Source organism: Kitasatospora sp. NPDC127060, assembly GCF_042724935.1.
GTDB lineage: Bacteria > Actinomycetota > Actinomycetes > Streptomycetales > Streptomycetaceae > Kitasatospora.
Genome location: NZ_JBHXEG010000036.1, coordinates 36,671 through 61,752, shown reverse-complemented (window position 1 = coordinate 61,752; position 25,082 = coordinate 36,671). Strand labels below are relative to the sequence as shown.

The window sequence follows — 25,082 nt, the reverse complement described above, 5'->3', positions numbered from 1 at the left end:
CCCCCAACCATCCCTCGTGGAGGACTACTTGAAGGCTCCAACCATCCGCCGGATGCTGCTGGCCGGCGTGAGCAGCCTGGCCCTCGCGGCCTCCGGCGCGTTCGCCGTCCCGACGGCCGTCAGCGCGGTCGGCGCCGCCGCCGACTACCCGACGGTGCACCCCGCCGTGGCCGACTACCTCCAGGTGTCGGCGAGCACCACTCCCCCCACCCAGGCGCAGTGCGCCTCGGCGGGCCGCCGCTGCTTCTCCCCACAGGCGATCAGGGCCGCCTACAATCTCGGTCCGCTGTACGCGAGCGGGTTCGACGGCCGGGGCCAGACCATCGCCATCTTCGACTCCTACGGCAGCGACACGATGGCGCACGACCTGCACGTCTTCGACCAGGCCCTCGGCGTCGCCGCGATGTGCGGTGAGGAAGGCGTGACCTGCCAGCCGGGCATGCCGACCTTCAGCGAGCTGCACGTCCAGGGCGATCCGGCCACCACCCCGCCGCCGTCCACCAGCCAGGGCACCGGCCAGGAGAGCAAGGCCAGCTGGGCGCTCGAAGTCGCCCTGGACGTCGAGACGGCGCACGCGATGGCCCCCGGGGCCAACATCCTGCTGGTCTCCACGCCCACCGCCGAGACCCTCGGCGTCCAGGGCCTGCCCGCCCTGATGAACGCCGAACAGTACGTGGTCGACCACCACCTGGCGAACGTCATCTCCCAGTCCTTCGCCTCCGCCGAGGGCGCGTTCGCCAGCTCCCAGTCGATCGAGCCGCTGCGGCACGCCTTCAAGTCGGCGGCCCTGAACGGCGTCACGGTGCTCGGCTCCTCCGGCGACAGCGGCACGGTCGGCTCCGAGAAGACCCCGGTGAAGCAGGGTGGCTCCACCCTGCCGTACCCCTCGGTGGAGTGGCCGGCCTCCGACCCGCTGGTGACAGGCGTCGGCGGCACCTACTTGTGCACCGACCCCAACGCGACCGACGGCCGGAGCGTGGACAGCACCGACAACCCGGCCGCCTGCCAGAGCCACTCCGGCTCCGCCGAGGTCGGTTGGACCAACTCGGGCGGCGGGTTCAGCCAGGTCTTCGACAAGCCCGGCTACCAGTCGGCGCTGCCCGGCGGCTCCACCGCGATCGGCACCAAGCGCGGCGTACCGGACATCTCCCTGCAGGCCGCCTCCAGCACCGGCGCGCTGGTCTACCTGTCGCTGCCGCCGGACGGCAACTCGGGCCTCAAGTGCGGTGGCACACCGTGCAGCACCGGCTGGTACGACATCGGCGGGACGTCGCTCTCCTGCCCGCAGTGGGCCGGCCTGGTCTCGATCGCGGACCAGATCAACGGCGGCGGCCTCGGCCAGATCAACCCGGCCCTGTACAAGCTGGCCGCGAACCCGGCCAAGTACGCGGCCGACTTCAACGACGTGACCCTCGGCAACAACACCACCGACCCGACCGTCCCGGGCTACCCCGCCACCACCGGCTGGGACCCGGTCACCGGCCTCGGCACGCCGAACGCGGCCACCCTGCTGCCCGACCTGGTCAGCGCCGTCCGCACTGGGTGACACCGGCCGGCCATGCCTCGCCCCGTCGAGCGTGCGGCTCGACGGGGCGAGGTCATTGCGTCCGTTCCGTCAGCAGGTCCCGGGCGCTGGTCCGGCCCTGCCTCGCCCCGGACTGGCCGGACACCCGGCGCACCCTGCGCGCCGGCCGCCTCCGCCCACGCCACCACCCTGCGCGAGGCCGGCGCCATCACCACCGAACGCCGGGCTGAGCGGCGCACGCGGAAAACCCCGCGACGGCCGCGGTCGACGCGGGGAACAATGACCGCCGTGGAAGAAGCCGTGGAAGAGGTCGGGGAAGCGGTCGGGGACGAGGTCGAGGTCGTGGTCGCCCACAGCGAGCGGGCGACCCTGCGGGTCGGCGAGGTGTTCCTGAAGGTCGACGCCGATCGGGCGCGCGCCGAGACCGAAGCCGCGGCCATGGCGCTGGCGCCCCTCCCGACGCCCGAGATCCTCTGGCACCAGCCCCCGGTGCTCGCCCTGGCCGCCCTCCCGGGGGTGGCGCTCGGCCACCTCGGCGAGCCGTCGTCGGCGTCGCCCGGGGCCTGGGCCGCGGCGGGCGCCGCCGTACGGAGGCTGCACGAGGCACCCCTACCACCCTGGCCCGGCCAGAGCCTCGACTCGGTCACGGCAGAGCTCGACAGCAAGTGCGAGTGGCTCGTCGACAACGGCGCCCTGCCCACCGAGCTCGTCGCGGTCAACCGCCGGATCGCCGGGGCCGCGCTCCGGTCGTGGACGCCTGTGTTCACCCACGGCGACCTCCAGGCCTCCCACGTGTTCGTCGACGGCGAGGAGGTCACCGGCGTGATCGACTGGTCCGAGGCGGGCCCGGGCGACGCCCTGTTCGACCTCGCCGTCCTGACGCTCGGCCACGAGGAGCACCTGGCCGACGTCCTGTCCGGTTACGGGACCGACGTCGACGTCGAGGTGATCCGCGCGTGGTGGTCGCTGCGGAGCCTGCTGGCGGTCCGCTGGCTGGTCGAGCACGGCTTTGATCCGTCCGCGCCGGGCTGCGAGATCGACGTACTGAAATCCCGGGTCTGACATGGGACTCGACTACAGCTACGAGATCTTCGTACCGACCCGGAACGTCGCCCGCGCACTCGCCCGGGTCGCTGAGCTTGCGCCGCCGAACCGCCGCACCCCGCCGCTGACGGTCACCCTGCCCGGTGGCGACCGGGTCGCCGTCCCGTTCACCTCCAACTTCCGCAGTGAGCCGGTGGATTGCTCGGCGGGCGGCACGCTCGATCTGGACACCGTCCTCCTGTTCGGTGCCGATGACGTCGTACGCGAGTACTTCGCGGGTCGTACGGTGGAGTTCGACGAGCTCGGGAGGATCGCGGTCGGATGCATCTACCTCACCGTCCGGTTCGCGCCCACGCTGCACCCCCGCCACGCATCGCTGCAGTTCACCGCGGCCACCTCGGGGATGAGCCGGATGTTCGAGCGGTCCGCGAGCGTCAGGTCGGTGTTCACCGGCCTCACCGCCGCCGCCGGCGGGGTGTGCTGCCTGCTCGACACCGAGACCGATGTCTTCGAGATCTGCTGGCTGGACGGCCGGGAGGTCCGTGACACGGTTCCCGGCCCGCGCTTCGCGAGCCACCGCGCCCTGGTGGCCGCCTGGCCCCGCTGAGACCCGGTCGCGCGAGAAGGCGACCCGACCGCCTTCTCGCCCTTCGCCTCATGAGCCAGCGCCGAAACGTTGGGTGGTGGTCCATCAGCTATCAGCCGGCGAACGCGTCCCCGTCCGACCCGACTCGGCAACGGCGCCGCGGCGGTCGGCCCGGCCGAGCCCGGCAGCGCTGACACCGTTGATCCACACCGCGGCCAGCAGCCGCCACAGAGGTTCCACCACGGCCACCGCGGGCACCAGGAGCGAGGCCAGGGATATCAGCAGCAACGGGCCCACGGCGACACCGAACCGGGCCAGCCAGCGCGGCCCGAGCCCCTCGGCGAGTGCGCGTCGCGACACCGACCACAGCAGCCCGGCGAGCCCGGCCAGGTGGATCGGACCGCCGATCACCAGGGTGAGCCGGGCCAGCACCAGCAGCGTGCCGTCCCCCGCACTGCCCGCGACCACCGTCAGGGACAGCGCCAGCCCACTCGATAGCGCGAAGGCCCCGGCGGCGAGCCAGGTCGCGTACCTCGCCCGGCGACCGGCGCCCACCACGGCGGTCGCACCGAGTCCGAACCGCAGCAAGCCTCCGGCGGCGATCAGTTGGAGCAGCGATGACACCGTGACCGCCGTACCACTGTGGTCGTAGTAGTCCCTCAACTGGCCCGGCGTGGCGGTGGGCAGGTAGACGGAGCTCCGGGACAGCACCGCCCCGAGGACCAAGCTGATGACGAAGCCGACCACGAAGACCGGGCCGCCGCGGCGCCACGCCGCGCGCGAACTCCTTCTGTCCATGTCCCCCTCATTCCGAGTCCGACCACAGCCGCGCCTGCATCGGCGGAGGTCGTGCACCTCCCGACGCGGCTGTGCCCAGCAAACCCGGAGCCCTCGTACGCCGTCGTCGTACCAGTGGAGGGAGTTCCGCTACTCCCCGGGGAGTAGCGCCTCCGGCGAGCCCTGCGCCCTGAGCCCTGCGCCCTGAGCCCGGCTCCCGGCTCCCGGCTCCCGGCTCCCGGCTCCCGGCTCCCGGCTCCCGGCTCCCGGCTCCCGTGATCACGCACCCGGTGCTGCACACAGCGGTCAACGCCCCCTGTCCCCGGCCCTCGCGGTGGACCCCGGCCGCCCGAGGTCCACCGCCGAACAACTCACCGACCTAGCCTGCACGAGAAGTCGACCGGGCCGACTTCTCGTGCAGCACCCGTCCGGTGTCAGCGGCCGACTTCGCGCAGGCGGAAGTCCTCGACGGTCTCCCGCCGGATCAGCAACCGGGCCCGGCCGTCCTTCACCGCTGCCACCGCCGGGCGGCCGACCAGGTTGTAGCCGGAGGCCATCGACAGCTGGTACGCCCCGGCCGCCGGGACGGCCAGCAGGTCGCCCGGGCGGAGGTCGGCGGGGAGCACCGCGTCGCGCACGAGTACGTCCCCGGCCTCGCAGTGCCGCCCGACCACGTCCACCCGGGCCGTGCCCGCCTCCGAGCGGCGGCCCACCAGGCGGACGCTGTACGGGGATCCGTACAGCGCCGGGCGCGGGTTGTCGCTCATGCCGCCGTCCACGGCGACGAAGGTGCGGCCGTCCGCCGTGTGCTTGACCGAGAGCACCCGGTAGACGGCCACGGCGGCCGGGCCGACGATGGCGCGGCCGGGTTCGACGGTCAGGCGGGGCACGTCCAGTCCGGTCTCGGCGCAGCGGACCGCGAGCCGATCGGTCACCCGGACGGCGAACTCGGCGAGGTCGAACTCGGCGTCTCCGGGGAGGTACTTGATGCCGTGGCCGCCGCCGAGGTCGAGCTCGCGCAGCTCGACGCCGTGCCGGTCGCGCACCTCCGCGAGCAGGTGCACCAGCGCGTCCATCGCCTGGAGGTACGGCTCGACCGAGGTGATCTGCGAGCCCAAGTGGCAGTGCAGCCCGACCAGTTCCAGCCCCGGCTGGTCGAGCACCCGGGCGATCGCGTCGGCCGCGTCGCCGCCCTCGATCGGGAAGCCGAACTTCTGCCCGCCGACCGCCGTCCGCACCTTCGCGTGGTGTCCGGCGGCGATCCCGGGGACGACCCGGACCAGCACCTCCTGCGGGGTGTCCGCCGCCACCAGCGCCGCCAGCCGGGCGATCTCGGCCGGGCCGTCGATCACGATCCGGCCGACCCGCAGCCGCCGCGCCAGCCGCAGTTCCTCCGGGGACTTGGCGTTGCCGTGCAGCAGGATGCGCCGGGCCGGGAAGCCCGCCGAGACGGCCAGCCAGAGTTCACCGGCGGAGCAGACGTCCAGGCCGAGGCCCTCCTCCGCCGCCCAGTCGGCCATCGCGCTGCACAGGAAGGCCTTGGCCGCGTAGAGCACGTCGGCGTGCGGCAGCGCCCGCCGGTACGCCCGGGCCCGGGCCCGTACCTCGCCCTCGTCGAGCACGTACAGCGGGGTGCCGAACCGCTCGGCGGCCTCCGCCAGCCCGACCCCGCCGACCAGCACCTCGGCTCCCGGGCCGGGCCGCGCCGAGGCCGGCCACGGGCCGCCGAGCGCGTCGCCGGGGGCGGGGGTCGAAACCGGTGGGGCGATCAGCTGGGTCATGGCGACTACTCCTGCGGATGGTCGGGAAAGGTGGCTCGGGTCAGTCTTCGTAGTGCAGGGCGAAGCGGCAGTGCGCCGGGCGGGTGCGGGCGTGGTCGACGGTGCCCGGCCGGGGTGAGGGCGGCTCGGGCCGGTCCTGGCGGTCGGTGGCGGGCAGCAGGTGGACGGTGCGCGCGGGCGGCTGGACGGCGTCGACGTCGATGACGGCGGTGGCGGTGGTCACGGCGGGGCTCCTCGGGAGGCTTCGGCGGGCCGTCGTCCGGCGGCCCCGGATCCAGTGGAGACCCTCCGGCCACGGTTCGCACCCGGCCTTGACGCACGGCCTACGCATCGGGGGCGTACCTTGACGACTTCCTGACATGCCCTTCATCCCGAGCCCGCGAACGGGTGTTCGTGCAGGTGAGGGGCAGATCGATCATGGTGTCAGGGAACTGTCAAGAACCGGCGCTTCCCCGCCAAGCCCGCGTCAAGAGCCGCATGACCCGGCGGAATCCGGTGGTGGGCTGGCCGCCGTCCCCCGTCGCCACCGAGCCCGCCGCCCCGCCGCTGAGAAGCCGAGGAAGGGGCGGCCCGGAAGGTCCCCCGAGACGATGCGCCGTTCGGCCCTCACCACACCGGATGCCACCGCCCCCCGAACCGACTGGTTCCGTCGCCCGGAGCCCGCCACCCCGGAGCCGCCACACCCCAGCCACCGTCCGTCGACCCCCAGGGGCCGCCGCGCCCTGATCACCCGGCAGCAGCTCGCCGAGGCCCTGCCGGCCGCCGCCCGCAAGCTCCACCCGCGCACCATGATGCGCAACCCGGTGATGCTGGTGGTCGAGACCGGCTCGGCGCTCACCACGATCAACGCCGTCCTCCAGCCGAGCGTGTTCGCCTGGGTGATCTCCTTCTGGTTGTGGCTGACGGTGCTGTTCGCCAACCTCGCCGAGGCGGTGGCCGAGAGCCGGGGCAAGGCGCAGGCCGACTCGCTGCGCCGTGCCCAGGCCGGAATGACGGCCCGGCGGCTGCTGCACTGGCGGGTCGGCACCCGCGACCACCGCCACGAGGTCGTCCCCGCCGAGGAGTTGACGCTGCACGACATCGTGCTGGTGCCGGCCGGGGAGGCCGTCCCACGGGACGGCGAGGTGGTCGAGGGCGTCGCGAGCGTGGACGAGTCCGCGATCACCGGCGAGTCCGCGCCGGTGATCCGCGAGTCCGGCGGCGACCGCACGGCCGTCACCGGGGGGACGAAGGTGCTCTCCGACCACCTGGTCGTCCGGGTCACCTCCCGCCCCGGGCAGAGCTTCGTGGACCGGATGATCGCCCTGGTCGAGGGCGCGAACCGGCAGAAGACTCCGAACGAGATCGCCCTCAACATCCTGCTGGCCTCGCTCACCATCGTCTTCCTGCTGTCCGTGGTCTCGCTCCAGCCGATGGCGATCTACGCCCGCGCCCCGCAGACCACCGTCGTACTGGTGGCGCTGATGGTCGCGCTGATCCCGACCACCATCGGCGCACTGCTGTCCGCGATCGGCATCGCGGGGATGGACCGGCTGGTCCAGCGCAATGTGATCGCCCTGTCCGGCCGGGCGGTCGAGGCCGCGGGCGACGTGGACGTGCTGCTGCTGGACAAGACCGGCACCATCACCCACGGCAACCGCCGGGCCGTCGCCCTGCACCCGCTGCCCGGCGCGACCACCGAACAGCTCGCCGAGGCCGCCCAGTTGGCCTCCGTCGCGGACGAGACCCCGGAGGGGCGCTCACTCGTTGACCTGACGAACCGTCAGTACTGGGTGCCGCCACGGGCCCCCGGCGAGCTCGGCGAGCAGCGGCCGGTCCCGTTCACCGCGCACAGCCGGATGAGCGGCGTCGACCTCACCTGGCCGGACGGCACCGGCTGCCTGATCCGCAAGGGCGCGGCCGCGGCCGTGGCCCGCTGGGTGGTGGACTCCGGCGGCCGGATGCCGATGGAGGCGAAGCCACTGGTCGACCGGATCGCCGAGGCGGGCGGCACCCCGCTGCTGGTCGCCGTGCACGACCGGCACGGCGCCCGGGCGCTCGGCGTGGTCGAGCTCAAGGACGTGATCAAGGAGGGCATCGCCGAACGCTTCGCCGAGCTGCGCCGGATGGGCATCCGCACCGTCATGGTCACCGGCGACAACCCGCTCACCGCCCGGGCGATCGCCGGGGAGGCCGGGGTGGACGACTTCCTGGCCGAGGCCACCCCCGAGGACAAGCTCGCCCATCTCAAGCGCGAACAGGCCGCCGGCAACATGGTGGCGATGACCGGCGACGGCACCAACGACGCGCCCGCCCTCGCCCAGGCCGACGTCGGCGTCGCGATGAACTCCGGCACCGCGGCCGCCAAGGAGGCCGGCAACATGGTCGACCTCGACTCCAACCCGGCGAAGCTGATCGACATCGTCCGGGTCGGCAAGCAACTCCTCATCACCCGGGGCGCGTTGACCACCTTCTCGATCACCAACGACGTCGCCAAGTTCTTCGCGATCATCCCCGCGATGTTCGCCCACGCCTACCCCGGGCTGCACGATCTCAACATCATGGGCCTGCACAGCCCGCAGTCCGCGATCGCCTCCGCGATCATCTTCAACGCGCTGATCATCGTCGCCCTGATCCCGCTCGCCCTGCGCGGCGTGCGCTACCAGCCCGCCTCCGCGACCGACCTGCTCCGGCGCAACCTGCGGGTGTACGGACTGGGCGGGCTGATCCTGCCCTTCCTCGGCATCAAGGCGATCGACCTGCTGATCGAGTTCGTGCCCGGACTGGGCTGACCGGCGCCGCAGTCAGGGGCGCCGCTGTCAGGGGCGCCGCTGTCAGGGGGCCGTCAAGAAGTGGGCGCCCGACGTCATGGAGGTGTCAGCGCCGGTACGGACGGATCGGTTCCGGGTTTCACTGGAGGCATCCGGTGCAAGGAGCAATCGACCGGCAGGACTCGACCGAAGAGCTACCGAAGAGCTACCGGAGAGACGGAGGCGAACGGCCATGACCGGGACCACGAGCGGGACCACCAACGGCACCACCCGAGTGATCGTCGGCCTGAGCGGGTCACTGAGCAGTCTGGCCGCCCTCTACCACGCCGTCGGCGAGGCGGCCCGGAACGCGGCCGTGCTGGTGCCCGTCGCCGCCTGGACGACGGGCGACAGGGACGGCCTTCGCCCGCTCTCCGAACTGGAGCACGCCGCCCGTCGCCGCCTGGACATCGCCTTCGAGCAGGCCTACGGCGGCTACCCGTCCGGCCTGGTCATCCACCCGATGGTGGTGAACGCCGAACCGGGGCCCGCCCTGGTCGCCGCCGTCACCGGACCGGACGACCTGCTCGTCCTCGGCGCGGCCACCCGGCGCCGCTTCGACCGGCTGCGCGGCACCTCCGTCGCCCGGCACTGCCGGCACCGGGCCGGCTGCCGGGTGATCGAGGTCTCGCCGTCGGCGCTGCTGACCCGGCTGGAGCTGCCCGCCCGGACCGGGGCACCGCTGCCGCTGCTGGCGCGGTAGGCGTCGCGCAGCGCGTTGGCGGAGGCGGAGGCGGGGGCGACCGCGTACGAGGTCGGGGTCGGACTGGCGGATCGCGATCCGGTCCGCGGTGGTGCCGAGGGCCCCGGTGGTGATCTGCTGGTGCACGGTGGTGGCGCCGTTGCCGAACTCGGCGGTGCCCACGGCGACGTCGTAGCCGCCGTCCTCCCACGGGGACACCGTCGCGTCGGCGAGGTGGCCGCCGGGTGGGCCGGTCGCGAGGGCGGCCATGGCGAAGCCCTGGCCGACCAGCCAGCCCTCGGGGGGCGGGTGTCACGAGTGGGCCCGGGCACCATTCGCACCCGTCGGCGCTGGTCGATCCTCCAGGGGCGCACCTCACCTGCCGGTGCTCCAAGGGGAGTTGGCGGTTCCGCGGGCCAACTTCGACAGAGCTGTCGAAGTTGGCATGACCGGGCTATGCTGTCGACGGGTCCGAAGGTGAAACCCCTGCCCCGTCGACGTCCGCACCACCCTGGCGCGCCCGACCGGAAGGAGGCGAGACGCATGGACCACACCCCTGCGGATCGCGACCCGCTCGACGCCCCTGCCCGGCTCCGCGTTCCCGGGTCACCCCTCGGCAGAACTCCGGCGCACCGCTGAGTCGCTGACGTGTCGTCAACTCAGTGCACGCCCCTTCACCGTCAGGCCGTCCGGGCGTGCCCCGGGCCGTTCGTCGCCGTTGTACGGAGGGTGAGTCGCCGCGCCCGCCCCAGCCTCCCGGCCCCGCTGCCGAGGAAGAGGTTTCCCATGACGACGTCCCGGCTCCTCCCCCGGCCCCGCGAGGCGGCGGTGCTGGCCGCCGTGCTCGGGCTGCTCGTGCTGGAGGAGGTCGCCCTCGGGCTGGCCGAGGAGGGCGACCGCCCGGTCATCGGCGGCATCCTGATCGGCGTCTCCTGTTCCGGCCTGCTGGTGGTGGGGGCCGTCCTGCTCGGCCGCTGGCTCGACGCCCGCCGCCCGCTCCCGCTGCCCCCGCCCGGCCCCAACGGGCGCGAGTACAGCGCCCGTGCGCTGGAGGGCTTCCCGATGGAGGCCGTCCGCCCGCTGCTGCTCGCCGAACGGGCCCCGCAGCTGGGTCAGTTGTATTCCGCCTGGATGCTCGCCCGGACCGGGCGGCCGGCCCCCTGGATCGCCCGGCGGCTGCAACTTCCGCTGGGAACCGTCCAGTTGCTGGTGGACGCGGCCCGAACCCACGCCGACGGCCCCCGGCCGCTGCCGGAGGGGTGACGGATCATGACGCCGACCCCGCCACCGTGAACCGTGGTGGCGGGGCCGGCGTCGGGGGGCGGGATCAGCTCTCGCGGCCCGAGGCGTCGTCGATCAGGAAGGAGGTGGTCGGGTTGGCGCCGGTCTCGTGGGAGACCAGTTCGAGGCCGATGGTGGTCCCCCAGCCGACCTGGCCGATGAGCGGGGAGAGGTCCACCGACTGGTACTGGTAGCCGTTGGTCGGGTTGCGGCCGCTCCAGGTCTTCACCGTGCCGAGCGGCTGCCCGGTGTACTGGTCGATCGCCACCAGCGACAGCGTGTCGGCGGCGGGTGCCGCGGGGTCGACCGGCGCCACGTCCAGCCAGAAGGAGAAGCTCGCCTGCCCGTAGCCCGGGTAGGTGTTGAGGTAGGTGGTGATCGAGTCGTCCGTCCCGGTGTTCTGGCCGAGCCAGGCGTACCAGGAGCCGGAGTGCGGCGCGTGCAGGCTGGACGGGGTGATGAGGTTGTAGCCCGACGGGCTCCAGGCGTCCGTCATCACGGTGTGGTTCACGTCCGCCGAGCCGTTCTCGAAGCCCGGGTCGATGAGCTGCTCGATCCCGCCGCAGCCCGTGCCGCCGGAGGCGCTGACGTTCTCCCAGAAACCGGTGGAGGCCGCCTTGCCCGCCGGGTCGGTCGCCGTGACGGTGATCCGCTGGTAGCCGTTCGTGGCGGCGGCGGTGCCGGAGATCACCCCGCTGTGGGCGTCGACGGCCAGCCCCTGCGGCAGTCCGGTGGCGCTGTAGGTCAGGGCAGCGCCGCTGCTGGAGACGCCCACCGCCGGGATCGACAGCGGCTGCCCGGCCTTGTCGGTGCGGTCGCACATGGTGCTCACCGAGACCGGCGGGGAGGCCACGACCGGGTCCGAGGCCATGCACAGGTGGTCGGCGTTGGACCACAGGGTCTGCAGCGGGAAGGAGCCGGTCGAGAGGTCCTCGGTGAACAGCCCGCCGTTGGAGCCCTTGGGGATCCAGGCGCACTTGTCACCGATCTCCTGGCCGGTGGCGTCGGTCCAGCCGCCGGGGGTGTTCGGGTCGCTCACCGTCTCCGCGTACTCGTGGCCGCCGATGATCCCGTAGCCGTCCAGCCGCCCGCGCGGGGTGTTCTCGCCGAACCAGTTGGTGCCGCAGCCGGCCACGTCCGTCAGGTACGGCATGTTGGTGTAGGCGAGCTGGCCGTACGGGGAGCGCTGGAAGTCGTGCCAGGCGCAGTAGCCCAGCTCCTTCCACTTGTCCGGGTCGGTGCCCTGCGGTGAGTCGATGACGTACTGGACGTTGCGGTTCTGCGCCTCGGTCAGGTTGCCGAAGTGCTTGGCGGCGGCCAGCGCCTCGGCTCCGAGCTGCGGCTCGGTCGCGGACTGCGGCGCGGGGGCGGCGTTGTCCACCCAGACGCCGGCGAGCACGCTGCCCGGCTGCGGGTACGGGATGTGCGCGGAGCCGGCCGGGCACTGGACGGAGCCGGCGGCGATGCCCTCGCAGTACTGGGTGAGCACGGCGCTCCAGCCGTCGCCGGCGCTGCCGAGGCCCTTGAAGAAGTCCTGCTGGTAAGGGGCCGCCTGGTCCGGGTCGCCGGTGGTCACGGTGTCGCCGGTGGCGTTGGTGGACGGGGTGCCCCACTGGGAGCCCCAGAGCACCAGGTAGACCTTGGGCGCGCCGATCACCACACCGGTCGACTCCTGGCCGCCCTTGTAGGTGACCTGGAGGTCGTACTGGTTGGCGACGTTGCCGTCGCCGTGCTCGCCGGTGCCCGGGTCGGCGCCGTCCACCAGCTTGGGCGCCTTGGTGGTGGCGCCGACGGGCCCGGCCTTGGCCGCCCCGACCCGGCGCGGGCCGGACTTCTGCGGGGCGGACTTCTGCGGGGAGGCGGCCTTCGGGGTGCCGGGCCGGGCCGCCACGGTGGTGGGCTGCGGCGCGTGGGAGTCGGCCATCGCGGACAGCGGACTGCTGAGCGCGGCACCGGCCAGCGCGGCCGCGAGCGCCACCAGGGCGGTGCGCGGGGCGCGTCGGGCGCGTCCGGGCGTGCGGGATCGGAATCTGAACACGGGTCGGGTTCCGTCTCTCGTGACGTGGGGGGGGAGGGGTGCACGGGTGGGGCACACATGCGGTCCGGAAGGACGGGGAACGGGGTCTCACTCCGGGCCGACCACTGTGCAATGCGCCATATGATATTTCACTGATGGGCGCGCACAAGGCCCTCCGTGCGACGCCCGGCAGCGCCACCCGACCACTCGCACACCCCTCGGCGGGTCACCGCGCCCGCCCCGCCCGGCCCGATCGCCCGCGAACCGGCCGCGCGTCAACTCTCCGGCCGGGCACCGATTTTAACCGCCCCTTACCCGACCACACCCCCGCCTTGACCCGCTGTCCGCCCGGGCGGTGAATCGTCTGGCCGCTCGGGCGGCGGGCCGTCAGACCCGCCGCCCCGCGCTCGCCTGCGCCACCAGGTACGGCACCAGCCCGCGCTCCGCCAGGGCCGACCGCCAGGCATCCCGCGCCTGCACCAGCTCGCCCGGCCCCTCCGTCGCCCCGGCCTCCGGGCCCCGCCCCCGCGCCGCCGACCCCAACAGCCCCAGCCCGCCGACCAGCAGACAGACCGCCGCCACCCCGGCGGCCACCCAGCCGGCCCCCACCAGCGCGTGCCCCAGCACCGCCAGGTCCTCGGCCAAGCCCAGCAGATGGCCGAGCACCAGGAAGGCCACGGCCGCGGCGACCGCGATGATCGGCACGATCACCCCCAGCACGCCCCACCAGCCGGACGCCCGCTCCCGCGCCGGCGCGTCCACCGGCAGCCGCGCCACCGCGTCGGCGTCCGCCCGCAGTGCCGCGTAGCGCTCGTACTCCGGCGCCGCGGCGGCCAGCACGTACTCGGCGTTCTCCCGCGCCGTCCGCCGCAGCCGCTCCACCCCGCGCGCCTCCTCCCCACTGTCCCGCAGCGCCGCCCGCACCTGCGGCGCGGCCAGTGCCCTGCTCAACTCCGTCTCGAAGTCGGCCCGATCCTGCTGCGGCAGTCGAAGCGGCCTGTCCATGCCGTGCCCCCGTTCGCTGTTCACTCCGAGCCTTAGTTCTACAGCACTGTAGAACAAGGGGCCAGAGCCGGACCGGCCCCTTCACCTGTGGAATCGTGAAGCGGAACGGCTGCCTCGGCGAACCGCCGACACCCCGGACAGCACCGAGGCCCGGCCGGAGGGCCGGGCCACGATGACGGCGACGGTGACGGGCGGTCGGGGGGGTCCCGGGGGACGGGCGGTCGGCCGGGCGGGCGGGCGGGCGGGCGGGCGGCTCAGCCGGCGGCGAGCTTCACCCGGCGGCTGTCGGCCGAGGCGGACGGCGACGCACCGATGTTGGAGACGGTGGCGATCACGACGGCGTCGACGTCCGGGATCCAGTTGGAGGTCTTGGACTGGACGATCAGCTGGCGCTGCCGCTGGTTGCCGTCGCAGACGATGTCGGCCTCGGCGGTGCGGCTGGAGCCGAACGCCTTCGAGGCTGCGTCCTCCGGGTCCGTCTGCTCGACCGAGACGGTGAGCGACCGGGCCTCGTCGGCGACCGAGCAGAGGTAGCCCACGTCCACCCGGACCCGGCCGGGCACCTTCGGGTCGATCCGGGCCTCACCGAGGGTGACCGCCGTACCGGGCGAATCCCGCACCACACGCCGGGCCGGGGCCTGCGCCGGGGCCGGGTCGGCGGCCAGGGCGGGAGCAGCGAGGCCGGTGAGGGCCGAGGTCAGTGCTGTCAGGACGATCCACCGCTGCACGAGGGGCTCCAAGGATTGGGGACGCGTTGCGGCCGACGCTAACCGTCACTCAGAGCACCTGCGCGCCGGGTCGTCCGATCGTCGTACGGGCGCTCCGGCGGCGGGAGGCCGATCGGGTAACGGTCCCGGCCGTCGCGGCGAGCGCCCGCAACGCGTCATCCGGTCGGCCGGTGACTCCGCCGCCCGGGCCTCCCCCAGCGCGTCCGCCCGCCTGCTGGGGCTCGGGGACGCGGAACCGGAGACGCCCGCACGGAAACGCACGCACGAAAACGCGCGCACGGAAACGCGGACCCGGAAAGGTCCCGGAATGCCGGACGGCCACCGGCCGGTGTTCAGCGGATTCCACGGGCGACGAACCAGGCCAGGGCGAATCCCGCCGACGGCCACCGCCGGCCACGATCACCGCTGGATTCCAGGACGCAACGACCGGGGCCATGCCCGGCGCAGCCGGCCGGGAATCCTGGCCCGGTCCCGCGGCGTCCGCTCGTCATTCCGGGTGACGGCCTTTCCGAGGTCCGCGGCCAACAGGGAGCCGATGCCGAACAGCAGGATCCCGAGGACCGCGCTCAGGCCGGGGGCGGCACTCGGGCCCGCGCTCAGGCCGGGCCCGCGCTCAGGCCGGGCCCGCGCTCAGGCCGGGCCCGCGCTCAGGCCGGGGCCGCGGCGTGCCGCTCGGCGACCAGGACCACCAGGTCGCCGAACTTCCGGTGCGAGACGATCTCGATCGCGTCCACCGTGACCTGGAGCTTCTCCTGGATGTCGGCGGCCAGGTAGACGGCCACGATCGAGGTTCCGCCGCACTCGAAGAAGTCCGTCCCGGCGGTGACCTCGTCGCACTTGAGCAGTTCGGTCCAGATCGCCGCCAGCTGGCTGTTCAGATCCATGTCACATTCCTCCCGGTGGGAGTCCCGGCGAATTCACAGGACATTCGTGGAAAACGGAAAGTACGGGATCCGGCGGGCCCGGATCCGCATTCGCGCACGAACTCGAGGATGTCGGCGAACGTCACGGGCGGCACACGACCGGATATCGATCCGATGACCCGTCAACTCTTTCACGCGCGGCCTATTGCGTCAAGGTGCGAACGAACCCACCGGCATTCCGGCGGGCGCGCTTGTCAGTCATTCCCGGTGCCCCGGGAAATCGGTCAGTGTTTCAGGACGTTGAACCGCCCCTGGTGGTAGAGCAGTGGACGACCGGGCCCGCCGGCGTCCCCCGCGATCACCTCGGCCAGCAGCACCCGGTGGTCCCCGGCGGGCACCCGCACCACCACCCGGCAGACCAGCCAGGCGGGCACGTCGTCCAGGATCGGTATCCCCCGGGGGCCGGGCGCCCAGCGGGTCGGCGCGGCGAAGCGGTCGATCCCGCTACGCGCGAAGGTGGCGGCCAGCTCCCGCTGGTGCTCCCCGAGGATGTGCACGCCGACGTGCTCGGCGTCGGCGAACACCGGCCAGCCGGAGGAGCCGGTGCTGATGCCGAAGGAGACCATCGGGGGGTCGGCGGCGACCGAGGTGAGCGAGGTGGCGGTCAGTCCGACCGGCCGCTCCCCGCACGCCGTGATCACGGCGACCCCGGCCGCGTGCCGGCGGAAGGCGGACCGGAACAGCTCGCCGGACGCCGGCTGTGGTCCGCGGAGTCCGGCGGCGGGCGCGGTGCGGGTCCTTCCCCGGGCGGCTGCCACGGCTCAGCCCGTCGGCCCGCCGGCCGCGAACAGCGGCTTCAGCGCGCGGTCGCGGGCCCAGGCGGCGCCGAGGTCCTCGGCCACCACGCAGTACATGACGCCGTTGTTGCCGTCGAAGGCGTTGGTCAGCACCACTCCGGTGCGGGTGGCCGGGTCGTAGCCGAGGCCGGCCTGTCGGATGGCGGCGTGGGCGGCCGGGAACGACGGGGTGGACCAGCCCTCCGGCCAGACCCGTTCGAGGATGACCCGGTCCTTGCCGAAGCCCTCGCCGACCCCGTACCGGCCGATCCGCCCGTAGATGTGGGTGGATCCGGTGACCCGGCCGTTGTACTCGGTGAAGAGCACCTCGCGCTCGGGCGTGACGATCGCGTCCGGGCCGAGGATGCCGCGGTAGCCGATCGCGTGCAGCGCCTCGGCGAGCCGGCGGCCGCCCTCGATGATCCGCTCCAGCACGTCCGGCTCCAGACCCTGGGAGGGCATGATCTGGCCCACCGCGTAGGGGGCGGACAGCAGTTCGCCGTCCCCGGTCAGCTCCACCCCGTCCTCGGTGAGCAGGAACTCGGTGAAGAAGGCGGAGCTGTCGCGGACGTAGCGCTCCGCCACCGGACGCCCCCGGCCGGCCGCGGTCAGCCACTCCCACCGCTCGCGCAGGTAGGACCGCACCTCGGCGCGGCCGTCCACGGTGATCACCCGGCGGGCGCCGATCGGGCGGAACCGCTCGCCGGTGGTCAGGATCTCGTTGCCGCGCCCGCCGGAGAGGTAGTCGTGCTTGACCACCACCGGTCCGCCGCCGAGGAGTTCGAGGATGGCCTCCTCGGCGGCTTCCGGGCTGGTGCAGACGGCGCCCTCGGGCAGCGGCACCCCGGCGCCGCCGGCGATGGTGCGGAACGCGGACTTGCTGTTGGCCAGCACGCCGCCGGCCTGGTCGACGAAGCCGTAGCCGGGCATCGCGTCCTGGACGCCGAGGGTGCGGGCCAGCCGGGCCACCGCCGCGTCCGGCCAGAGCGCGGACAGATGGGTGACCGTACGGTCGCCGACGGCCTCCTCCAGCGCCTCGACGAACTCCGGGTCGGCCAGCCGGGCCGGGGAGAGGGTGCCCTCGCTGCCGGCGTGGGCGGGCGGGACGACGACCGTCAGGCTCTGCCGCCGCACCCCGGTGTGCGAGGTCACGTAGTCGAGGAAGGCCTCCTCCGGGCGCACCGGCAGCACCAGGACGTCGCCCTCCTCGGCGAACCAGGCGATCCGCTGCACCCACCAGCCGGTCCAGCCGCGGTCGGTCCGGACGTCCTCGCTGAAGTCGTTGGCGATCAGGATCCGGGTCCCGTCGCCGGTGCCGCGGGCCGTGCGGGCGGCCCGCTCGCTGGGCAGGATCAGCATCAGTTCTCCCGTTCGATCAGGGTGGCCATGGTGGCGACGGTCGGGGCTGCGAGGACCTCCACGAGGTCGAGTTCGACGCCGAACCCGTCCTGGAGCGCGGACAGCAGTTCCAGCAGCCGGATCGAATCCCCGCCGCTGGCCATGAAGTTGCCGTGCAGGTCGGCCGAGGGGACACCGAGGACCCGGCACCAGACGGCGGCCACCGCGATCTCGGTCGCGGTCCGCGGTGCCTCGCCGGGGCCGGCCGCGACCTCCTCGGGGGCGGGCAGCGCGGAGCGGTCCAGCTTGCCGGTCGGGCCGAGCGGCATCCGCTCCAGGGCGAGCAGGCGCCAGGGCACCGCGTACTCGGGCAGGGTGCGGGCCAGGTAGCGACGGAGTTCCTCGGGGTCGGGCGGGAAGGCCGTCGCGGGGGTGACGTACCCGACCAGCCGGGCCACCGGCTGCCGGGTGTCCACGGTGAGCACGGCCTCGGCGACGGTGGGGTGGCCGCGCAGCACCGCCTCGATCTCCCCGGGTTCGATCCGGTGGCCGCGGATCTTGATCTGCCGGTCCTTGCGGCCGCGGAAGACCAGGGCTCCGTCGGCCCGGCGGCGCACCAGGTCGCCGGTGCGGTAGAACGGCGTTCCGTCCGGCCCGGTGCCGAACGCCGTTGCGGTGACGTCGGGTTGCCGCCAGTACCCCTCCGCGACCCGCTCGCTGTGGATCTCCAGTTCACCGCAGAGCTCGGTGGGGTGGCCGTCCTGGTCGACGAGCCGGATCCGGACGCCGTCGACGGGGTGGCCCACCGGCAGCGCGCCGCTGCCGAGGTCGGCCCGGCCGGCCAGGTGCTGGGTGACCAGGGTGCACTCGGTCGGGCCCAGCCCGTTCACCAGCGCGCTGCCCTCCGGGAAGGCGCCGAGGAACCTGCGCAGGTCGTGCTGGGTGGCCTCCTCGCCGCCGAGCACCACCGCGCGGACGGCCGCGAGCGTCGGCTCGGGCCGGGCGGCGTCGGCGGGGAGGTCCCCGGTGAGGTGCCGGAACAGCGTCGGGGTGCAGTGCACGATGCTCGCCCCGGCCGCGGCCAGCCGGCCGCGCAGTTCGGGGGCCGGCAGCAGCGGGTCCAGCACGTGCAGGGTGGCGCCGGTGAGCAGGGCGCCGTAGAGGTCCATGACGGCGGCGTCGAAGGTGTAGCGGGCCAGCAGGGGCACCTGGTCACCCGGGCCGAGCCGGAGCCGGTCGGCGTAGCAGAGCCCGTGGGTGAGGACGTTGTGCCGGGTCTGGGTGACCGCCTTCGGCTTGCCCGTGGAGCCCGAGGTGTGCAGCAGGTAGGCGGGTGCGCCGGGGTCGACGGCCCGTCCGGGATCGCCCGGCTCCCCCGGATCGGTCAGGTTCCCCGGATCGGTCAGGTCCAGCGGGAGGACGTGCCGGCCGCGGAACACCGCCGCGGCGCGGTCGGCGAGTTCGGGGTCGCAGACGACCGCGCCGACCTCGGCGTCCAGCAGGAGGCGGGTGAGCCGGGCGTCCGGCTGGCGCGGGTCCAGCGGGACGTACGCGGCACCGGACTTGAGCACCGACCAGACGCCGACCACCGAGCCGAGGTCATGGGCGCAGAGCAGGGCGACCCGCTTGCCCGGGCCGCCGACGCGGCGCAGCCGGCGGGCCGTCGCGCTGGTGATCCGGTCCAGTGCGGCGTAGCTGAGCGTGCCGGAGGGGCCGGTCAGCGCGGGCCGCTCGCCGTGGGCCCGCGCGGTGCGGCGGAAGCGGTCGACCAGGTCCTCGCCCCGCTCGGCGGGCGCGGGGGCGCGGTGGCCCGCGGGGACGGGCAGCCGCCACTCGGGGAGGTGGACCGGACCGTCCTGCACCCGGAGGTCCCGCAGCGGCTGGCCGGGCTTGGCCACGGCCTCGGAGAGCAGGGTCAGGCAGTGGCCGAGGATCCAGCCGGCGGTGGCGCGGGAGATCAGGCTCGCGTTGTAGTGCAGGGCGAGCGCGCCGCCGTCGTCCGCCAGTGCGAGGGCGAGGTCGGGCGCCACCGCCCGCAGCTCCGGCTCGGCGGGGCGGCCGGCCACGGCACGCAGCTCGGGGGCGGTGGCCGGCGGCGGGCTGCCCAGGGCCTCGGCCGCGGCGGCCCGGCAGCGGAGCAGCTCCTCGGCGAAGGGGGCGTCGGGCCGCAGCTCCAGGCGCAGCGGGCGGATCCCGGGCCCGCCGGCCGACCCGGTCGTCGGTGCGGCGGCCCGCCCGGCCGTCGGGCCGGCAGCCGGTAGGGCCGTCGGGGCAGAAGCCGGTACGGCCTCGGCGAAGGAGCCGGCGGCCAGGCCGAGCAGCAGGTCCGTCTGCCCGGTGTGCCGGTGCAGCACGGCCGCCCACACCGTGAGCAGGGTGATCGCCGCCGGCACGCCGGTGCTGCGGCCCAGTTCGACGAGCAGGGCGGTCGTCCCGGCGGGGAGCGGCACGCTCTCGGTCTCGCCCCGGTACGGTCCGGCGGTGAGCCGGGGCCGGTCGGTGGCCAGGTCGAGCGGCGCCGCTCCCGCCGTCGCCTCCCCGTCGCGATCGGGCCGGCGACCGGCGCCGATCGGCTCGGTGCCCTCCATGACTGCTCCTTCCGGGCTTCAGCTTGGTGGTGGATTGCCGGTCCGATCCGTCATGCCTGGTCCCGCCGGGGAGCGCCCCCCGGTCAGCCGGAGGGCAGTACGTCGGCCGGGTCTCCGTGCCAGGAGTGCCACAGCCGGGCGTACGGGCCGCCCTGGCGGACCAGTTCGTCGTGGCTGCCGGTCTCGCTGATCCGGCCGTCCTCCATGACCACGACGCGGTCGGCGTCGTGCGCGGTGTGCAGCCGGTGGGCGATGGCGATGACGGTGCGTCCGGCCAGGACGGCGGCCAGGCCGCGCTCCAGCTGCCGGGCGGCGCGCGGGTCGAAGAGCGAGGTGGCCTCGTCCAGGATCACCGCGTACGGGTCGGTCAAGACCAGCCTGGCCAGCGCCAGTTGCTGGGACTGGACCGGGGTGAGCGCGACCGCCCCGGAGCCCACCTCGGCGTCCAGGCCGAGTTCGGACGCCCAGTCCCAGGCGTCCACCGAGCCGAGGGCCTTCTCCAGCTCCTGGTCGGAGGCGTCCGTCCGGGCGATCAGCAGGTTGTCCCGCAGGGTGCCCCGGAAGACGTGCTGCTCCTGGGTCACCAGGGCGATCTCCCGGCGCAGTTCGGCCAGCGGGATGTCGGTCAGCGCGGTGCCGCCGATGGTGATCGCGCCGGACCGGGGGGTGTGGATGCCGGCCAGCAGCGCGCCCAGGGTGCTCTTCCCGGCGCCGGACGGGCCGACGATCGCGAGCCGCTCCCCCGGTTTGACCACCAGGTCGACGGAGTGGAGGACGTCCTGCCCGTCGCGGTAGGCGTGGGTGACGCCCTGGACCACGATGTCCTTGCCGCTGGGGACGTGCTCCGCACCGGCCTCGGCCGCCTCCCCGCCGGTGCCGGCCGCCTCCTCGGCAGGGCTGCTGACGCCGAGGATCCGGGCCAGGGCCGTGCCGCCGACCTGCAGTTCGTCCATCCAGTACAGCAGCCGGTCGACCGGGCCGATGATCTGCTGGACGTAGAGGGTCGCCGCCGTCACGGCCGCGATCGAGACGTGCCCGTCCAGGTACAGCAGCCCGCCGACCAGCAGGGTGGCGGCCACCGGCAGGATGTACCCGGTGTCCGCGATCGGCAGGTAGACGCTGCGCAGGTAGAGGGTGCGGCGCTCGGCCGCGTAGGACTCCGCGATGTCCCCGTCGACCCGGGCGGAGCGGTGGTCGGCCAGCCGCATGGCCTCCACCGTGCGGGCGCCGTCGACGGTCTCGCTGAGGCCGCCGGTGAGCCGGGCGTAGGAGGCGTTGGCCCGCAGGTAGCCGGCCCGGGCCCGGCGCAGGTACCACTGGGTGGAGAGCCACAGCACCGGTACCGCGACCAGGCAGGGCAGCACCAGGACGGGCGCGGTCAGGGCGATCGCGCCGAGCGTCAGCGCGACCGTGGCCAGCGCCACCAGGGTGTCCGGGACGGCGAGTTGCACGGTGTTGGCGAGGACGTCGATGTCCCGGGTGGTGCGACTGATCAGGTCGCCGGGGCCGGCCCGCTCCACGGTGGCCAGCGGCAGGGCGAGCATCCGGTCGACGAACTCCTCGCGCAGCCGGGCCAGCACCTTCTCGCTGAGCTTCAGCGAGGCGAGCATGGCGAAGCGGGTGAAGGCCGCCTGGGCGACGACGGCGACGCAGATCGTCACGGCGACGCGGGTGACGTCGTCGACGCCCTTTCCGGCGTCCTCGACCAGCCCGCCCAGCAGCTTCGGGGCGACCAGCCCGGCCACCGTGGCGAGGGCGTGCAGCAGCAGCGCCAGGGAGAGCTGCCGGGGGTACTGGAGCATGAGGCGCCGGGCGTAGGAGCGCACCTCTCGGGGTGTTGCCACGGGCAGGATGGTCACGCCACTGCTACCTCTCGGGTCACGACGGATCGATAGCGGGCGTTGCCGAGCAGTTCCTCGTGGCTGCCCTCCGCCACGGCCTTGCCGTGTTCCACGTAGACCACGTGGTCGGCGTGGTCCAGCACGATCGGGCTGGTGGTGAACACCACCGTCGACCGGCCCCGTCGGTGGGCGCCGAGCCGGGCGGCCACCCGGCCCTCGGTGTGGGCGTCCAGCGCGCTGGTCGGCTCGATCAGGATGAGGGTCTCCGGGTCGGCGACCAACGCCCTTACCAGGTTGAGCCGTTGCTGCTGGCCGCCGGAGAACTCGCGGCTGCCGAGGATCTCCTGGCCGAGGCCGTCCGGGAGCGCGTCGACGATGTCGGCCGCCGAGGCGTCGTCGATCGCGCGGTCCAGCCGGCCCGTGTCCTCGGCCGCGCGGGCGTCCGGGTCGAGCTGGGCGCCCAGGGTGCCGGAGAACAGCCGGGCGCCGTGGTCCACCACCAGGATCCGGCGGCGCACCTCGTCCAGCGGGAGGTCCGCCAGCGGGACGCCGCCGTAGCTGGCGGAGGAGTCGGTGTACCGGCCGAGCCGGTCGGTCAGCAGCTGGGCGTCCCCGGCGGTGGCGCAGGCCACCGCGACGAACCGGCCCGTGGGCAGGTCGATCCCGGACTCCGGGTCGCGCAGCGCGCCCTGCTCGGGGAGGTCGGCCGCGTCCCGGTCACCCGAGGTCAGTTCGCGCTCCAGGGCCAGGAATTCGGACGCCATCCGGGCGCCGACCAGGGCTCGGGTCAGCTGGTCGACCATGGTCGTGGCCCGGCGCAGCTGCTCGGCGAGGAACACCGCGTAGCCGTAGAAGGCGACGAGTTCGCCCGGGCTCATCCGGTCGCTGTCGACGAAGTGGGCGCCGAGCCAGACGATGGCGGTGATCAGGAGCCCCGGAAGTAGCAGCCGGCCCGCCATCACATTGGCCTCGACGGCGGCCACGCGGACGCCCTCTCCGCGCACCCGCTGGGAGCGCTCGTGGTAGCGGGCGGCGAAGACCTTCTCGCCGCCGATGCCGCGCAGCACGCGCAGGCCCTCCACGATGTCCACGGCGAGGCCGGCGAGCACCCCCTGCTCCTTGCGCAGGCCCTGCTGACGGCTGTGCAGCACCCGCATCAGCCGGGCGATGGCCCAGGCCGACAGCGGCACGCCGACCAGGGCGACCAGGCCGAGCGGCCAGGAGACCGTCAGCATCACCCCGGCGATGACCACGATGGACACCACGGCGCCGCCGCCGCGGGCGGTGCTCTCCAGGGCGATGCCGATCCGGGTGATGTCGGTGGCGCCGACGCTGACCACCGAGCCGGCGGACACCCGGCGCGGCAACTCGGCTCCGAGAGTGGCGGCTTGACGGGTGACCAGCTGCATCGTCCGGTAGCTGGCGCCGAACCGGTTGGTCACCGAGCAGCGGTCGCGCAGGGTCCCGGTGACGGCCTGGATGACGCCCAGGGCGAGGACGGCGGCGCTCCACAGCACCAGCGCCCCCTTGTCCCGGGCGATCAGCCCCTCGTCGATGCCCCGGCCGATCACGGCGGGCACGAAGGCCTGGGCCAGCGTGCAGACCACTCCGTAGCAGACGGCGAGGATGACCGAGGTGCGGTGGTTGGCCACCAGCCATAGGAGGTAGCGACTTGGGGAGCCGAGTGCGGGCCTGCCCGGATCTGGTTCGGGGAACTGGCGCATGTCGTCCAACACTTGTCGTCTGGGGGGCACCCCCCGCGTCGGCAGGGCAGGTGCGACGGAAGGAACTAGGCCTTGGTGCCCATGCTGAGCCCGTGCTCGTACGGGAGCCCGCCTATGGTCTTGACGTCGCCGAAGCCTACCTGCTGCAGCCACGCCTCGTAGTCCTTGGCCGGGTAGGCCATGCCCTGGCCGCTGGCGAGCACGTTGAAGTAGAGGCCGAGCCGGGCGGAGAAGATCCCGCTGGTCTCGTCGTCGGAGACGTTGTAGCCGTAGACGAAGACCTTGCCGCCGGACGGCAGGGCGTCGTACGCCTTGGCCAGCAGCGCGAGGATCTGGTCCTCTGCGAAGATCTCCAGGACGTGGCTGAACAGCACGGCGTCGGCGCCGGCCGGGAACGGCTCGGTGAAGATGTCCCCGGGGTGCAGGACCACCCGGTCGGCCAGCTCCGGGGTGACGGCGTGCTCGGCGAGCCGCGACACGCTGGGCATGTCGAAGACCGTCGACCGGAGGTCCGGGTGGCGCCGGGCGAGCCGGACCGAGGTGGTGCCGTCGCCGCCGCCCACGTCGAGCAGGTGCCGCACCGGGGCGAACTCGCCGCGGTCCACCAGCGCGTCCACCGAGCGGAGCGTGAAGGCGCTCATGGCGCGGTGGAACACCGCCTCCAACTCCGGGTTCCGGGCGAGCCGTTGGTAGAGCGTGGGCTCGTCGCCGGGGTGGTCGGCGAGGGCGAGGTTGGTGCCGGCCCGCAGGGCGGCGGTCATGTGCGAGAAGGCCGGGTAGTAGACCTCCTTCCAGCCGACCACGATGTGGGCCCAGCTGTCCGGGGCGTCCGAGGCCAGGAGGTCCCGGGCCACCGGGGAGTTGGCGTACGCCCCGTCCGTCCGCTCCAGCAGCCCGGTCGCGCAGACGGCCTGGAGCAGCACGCGGAGCTGGTGGGCGGGGATTCCGGCGAACGCGTGGATCCGCTCGAACGTTGCCCCGGGGTGGTCCGCGAGGAACCGGAAGACGTCCAGTTCGACGGCCGTCGCCACCGCGTTGAAGAGGGCGGGGGCGTTCACCAAGAACCGGAAGCGCTCGTAGACCGGGTCACCCTCGTGCGAGTCGCTCATGGGATGAGCATTCCCTTCCTGGACCATCAGCTGACGAATTCCGACCTTGAGGGGGTTCCGACGCGGGGGTCGCCGATCCGGGCACGGCTGCGGCCCTGGCGATTCGATCCGTCGGAAATTGGTCCTGAGTGGAGATGTCGCTTCTTACGCGATCCATGTCCGCGCACAATGGCGGATTATTACTCGAAGTCGAGTCTTGCACATGTACAGCCAAGCCGTCAATCCCGAGATCCACAGCCGCCCGGATGCCACGACCCAGCTGACCCGAGCCTCTCCGACCTGCCGATGCCAGGTCAATCCCCTTGCTCGAAAGGAGAGTTCAAGAGGACGCCGACCAGGGCGGCCCACCGCTCTGACGCACCGTCAACTCACGGCGGGGTCGCCAATGATACCAAGATCATGAATTTCCGGCGGAGACTCCGCGAGCTTTTGGGTGAATCGCTCACAGACGGAGAAACGCCCTTTGAACAACCAGGGGTTGACGAACCGTCTCGGCGCGGTGAAGTAATGGTGAGAGCCCGCATGACCGCGCACGCCCCCGGATCCCGGCACAGGTTGGCGGATTGTA

Annotated in this window: 19 protein-coding genes and 1 pseudogene; 6 read left to right on the top strand and 14 right to left on the bottom strand. The window is 73.5% G+C overall.

The window, feature by feature from the left end:
• Positions 1–28 precede the first annotated feature (28 nt).
• The 3 genes from ACFWIS_RS20970 (at position 29) to ACFWIS_RS20960 (ending at position 3,176) form a co-directional block, all read left to right on the top strand.
• Positions 29–1,546, top strand: a complete 1,518-nt coding sequence (locus tag ACFWIS_RS20970; protein ID WP_380455640.1) for a protease — start codon at positions 29–31, stop codon at positions 1,544–1,546.
• A 267-nt stretch (positions 1,547–1,813) separates the two neighbouring features.
• Positions 1,814–2,587 (top strand): phosphotransferase family protein, encoded by a 774-nt coding sequence (locus ACFWIS_RS20965; RefSeq protein ID WP_380455641.1) that lies wholly within the window; start codon positions 1,814–1,816, stop codon positions 2,585–2,587.
• Position 2,588: 1 nt separating this feature from the next.
• The gene (locus ACFWIS_RS20960) at positions 2,589–3,176 is read left to right on the top strand and encodes a hypothetical protein (protein ID WP_380455643.1); all 588 of its coding nucleotides are present in this window, start codon (positions 2,589–2,591) and stop codon (positions 3,174–3,176) included.
• Between the two features lie 84 nt (positions 3,177–3,260).
• Here the strand turns inward: ACFWIS_RS20960 and ACFWIS_RS20955 are convergent, their stop codons facing one another.
• The 3 genes from ACFWIS_RS20955 to ACFWIS_RS20945 form a co-directional block, all read right to left on the bottom strand.
• Positions 3,261–3,953, bottom strand: a complete 693-nt coding sequence (locus ACFWIS_RS20955) for a hypothetical protein (protein WP_380455645.1) — start codon at positions 3,951–3,953, stop codon at positions 3,261–3,263.
• Positions 3,954–4,366: 413 nt separating this feature from the next.
• A complete protein-coding gene (gene lysA / locus ACFWIS_RS20950; RefSeq protein WP_380455647.1) occupies positions 4,367–5,713 on the bottom strand; it encodes a diaminopimelate decarboxylase in 1,347 nt (448 codons plus the stop codon).
• Between the two features lie 40 nt (positions 5,714–5,753).
• Positions 5,754–5,936, bottom strand: coding sequence for a hypothetical protein (locus ACFWIS_RS20945; RefSeq protein ID WP_380455648.1), 183 nt, complete (start codon positions 5,934–5,936; stop codon positions 5,754–5,756).
• Positions 5,937–6,303: 367 nt separating this feature from the next.
• Here ACFWIS_RS20945 and kdpB point away from each other — a divergent pair, with 367 nt between their 5' ends.
• Positions 6,304–8,484 carry a potassium-transporting ATPase subunit KdpB gene (kdpB, locus tag ACFWIS_RS20940; RefSeq protein WP_380455650.1) on the top strand — a complete coding sequence of 727 codons (2,181 nt, stop codon included), beginning with the start codon at positions 6,304–6,306 and terminating at the stop codon, positions 8,482–8,484.
• Positions 8,485–8,695: 211 nt separating this feature from the next.
• A complete protein-coding gene (locus tag ACFWIS_RS20935; RefSeq protein ID WP_380455652.1) occupies positions 8,696–9,205 on the top strand; it encodes a universal stress protein in 510 nt (169 codons plus the stop codon).
• Positions 9,206–9,247: 42 nt separating this feature from the next.
• On the opposite strand, the pseudogene ACFWIS_RS20930 reads toward ACFWIS_RS20935, so the two are convergent.
• Positions 9,248–9,487 (bottom strand): annotated as a pseudogene (locus ACFWIS_RS20930) (molybdopterin cofactor-binding domain-containing protein); the annotation flags it as partial.
• A 483-nt stretch (positions 9,488–9,970) separates the two neighbouring features.
• On the opposite strand from ACFWIS_RS20930, the gene ACFWIS_RS20925 reads away from it, so the two are divergent.
• The gene (locus tag ACFWIS_RS20925; protein ID WP_380455654.1) at positions 9,971–10,447 is read left to right on the top strand and encodes a hypothetical protein; all 477 of its coding nucleotides are present in this window, start codon (positions 9,971–9,973) and stop codon (positions 10,445–10,447) included.
• 64 nt (positions 10,448–10,511) lie between these two features.
• Here ACFWIS_RS20925 and ACFWIS_RS20920 read toward each other — a convergent pair whose 3' ends face one another.
• The 10 genes from ACFWIS_RS20920 to ACFWIS_RS20875 all read right to left on the bottom strand — a co-directional run bounded on the left by ACFWIS_RS20920 (position 10,512) and on the right by ACFWIS_RS20875 (position 24,514).
• Positions 10,512–12,503 (bottom strand): putative Ig domain-containing protein, encoded by a 1,992-nt coding sequence (locus ACFWIS_RS20920; protein WP_380455656.1) that lies wholly within the window; start codon positions 12,501–12,503, stop codon positions 10,512–10,514.
• A gap of 366 nt (positions 12,504–12,869) precedes the next feature.
• The gene (locus ACFWIS_RS20915) at positions 12,870–13,487 is read right to left on the bottom strand and encodes a hypothetical protein (RefSeq protein ID WP_380455658.1); all 618 of its coding nucleotides are present in this window, start codon (positions 13,485–13,487) and stop codon (positions 12,870–12,872) included.
• A gap of 254 nt (positions 13,488–13,741) precedes the next feature.
• Positions 13,742–14,215 (bottom strand): hypothetical protein, encoded by a 474-nt coding sequence (locus ACFWIS_RS20910; RefSeq protein WP_380455659.1) that lies wholly within the window; start codon positions 14,213–14,215, stop codon positions 13,742–13,744.
• Between the two features lie 647 nt (positions 14,216–14,862).
• Positions 14,863–15,099: a phosphopantetheine-binding protein gene (locus ACFWIS_RS20905; protein ID WP_380455661.1), complete on the bottom strand. Its 237-nt coding sequence runs from the start codon at positions 15,097–15,099 to the stop codon at positions 14,863–14,865.
• Between the two features lie 263 nt (positions 15,100–15,362).
• Positions 15,363–15,896, bottom strand: coding sequence for a flavin reductase family protein (locus tag ACFWIS_RS20900; protein ID WP_380455663.1), 534 nt, complete (start codon positions 15,894–15,896; stop codon positions 15,363–15,365).
• Between the two features lie 3 nt (positions 15,897–15,899).
• Positions 15,900–17,273, bottom strand: coding sequence for a peptide ligase PGM1-related protein (locus ACFWIS_RS20895; RefSeq protein ID WP_380455665.1), 1,374 nt, complete (start codon positions 17,271–17,273; stop codon positions 15,900–15,902).
• Positions 17,273–19,840 (bottom strand): amino acid adenylation domain-containing protein, encoded by a 2,568-nt coding sequence (locus ACFWIS_RS20890; RefSeq protein ID WP_380455667.1) that lies wholly within the window; start codon positions 19,838–19,840, stop codon positions 17,273–17,275. Before ACFWIS_RS20890 ends, ACFWIS_RS20895 begins: the two co-directional genes overlap by 1 nt.
• An 83-nt stretch (positions 19,841–19,923) precedes the next feature.
• Positions 19,924–21,642: an ABC transporter ATP-binding protein gene (locus tag ACFWIS_RS20885; RefSeq protein WP_380455751.1), complete on the bottom strand. Its 1,719-nt coding sequence runs from the start codon at positions 21,640–21,642 to the stop codon at positions 19,924–19,926.
• A 53-nt stretch (positions 21,643–21,695) separates the two neighbouring features.
• Positions 21,696–23,333, bottom strand: a complete 1,638-nt coding sequence (locus ACFWIS_RS20880; RefSeq protein WP_380455669.1) for an ABC transporter ATP-binding protein — start codon at positions 23,331–23,333, stop codon at positions 21,696–21,698.
• A 137-nt stretch (positions 23,334–23,470) separates the two neighbouring features.
• Complete coding sequence (locus tag ACFWIS_RS20875) at positions 23,471–24,514, bottom strand: methyltransferase (protein ID WP_380455671.1); 1,044 nt, start codon at positions 24,512–24,514, stop codon at positions 23,471–23,473.
• Positions 24,515–25,082: the final 568 nt, after the last annotated feature.

Bases quoted from the DNA above. Each gene is read 5' to 3' on its own strand.
- ACFWIS_RS20875 (WP_380455671.1), bottom strand. From the start codon at position 24,514: ATGAGCGACTCGCACGAGGGTGACCCGGTCTACGAGCGCTTCCGGTTC.
- ACFWIS_RS20915 (WP_380455658.1), bottom strand. From the start codon at position 13,487: ATGGACAGGCCGCTTCGACTGCCGCAGCAGGATCGGGCCGACTTCGAG.
- ACFWIS_RS20935 (WP_380455652.1), top strand. From the start codon at position 8,696: ATGACCGGGACCACGAGCGGGACCACCAACGGCACCACCCGAGTGATC.
- kdpB (WP_380455650.1), top strand. From the start codon at position 6,304: ATGCGCCGTTCGGCCCTCACCACACCGGATGCCACCGCCCCCCGAACC.
- ACFWIS_RS20890 (WP_380455667.1), bottom strand. From the start codon at position 19,840: ATGGAGGGCACCGAGCCGATCGGCGCCGGTCGCCGGCCCGATCGCGAC.
- ACFWIS_RS20895 (WP_380455665.1), bottom strand. From the start codon at position 17,273: ATGCTGATCCTGCCCAGCGAGCGGGCCGCCCGCACGGCCCGCGGCACC.
- lysA (WP_380455647.1), bottom strand. From the start codon at position 5,713: ATGACCCAGCTGATCGCCCCACCGGTTTCGACCCCCGCCCCCGGCGAC.
- ACFWIS_RS20960 (WP_380455643.1), top strand. From the start codon at position 2,589: ATGGGACTCGACTACAGCTACGAGATCTTCGTACCGACCCGGAACGTC.
- ACFWIS_RS20925 (WP_380455654.1), top strand. From the start codon at position 9,971: ATGACGACGTCCCGGCTCCTCCCCCGGCCCCGCGAGGCGGCGGTGCTG.
- ACFWIS_RS20905 (WP_380455661.1), bottom strand. From the start codon at position 15,099: ATGGATCTGAACAGCCAGCTGGCGGCGATCTGGACCGAACTGCTCAAG.
- ACFWIS_RS20885 (WP_380455751.1), bottom strand. From the start codon at position 21,642: ATGCTCCAGTACCCCCGGCAGCTCTCCCTGGCGCTGCTGCTGCACGCC.
- ACFWIS_RS20955 (WP_380455645.1), bottom strand. From the start codon at position 3,953: ATGGACAGAAGGAGTTCGCGCGCGGCGTGGCGCCGCGGCGGCCCGGTC.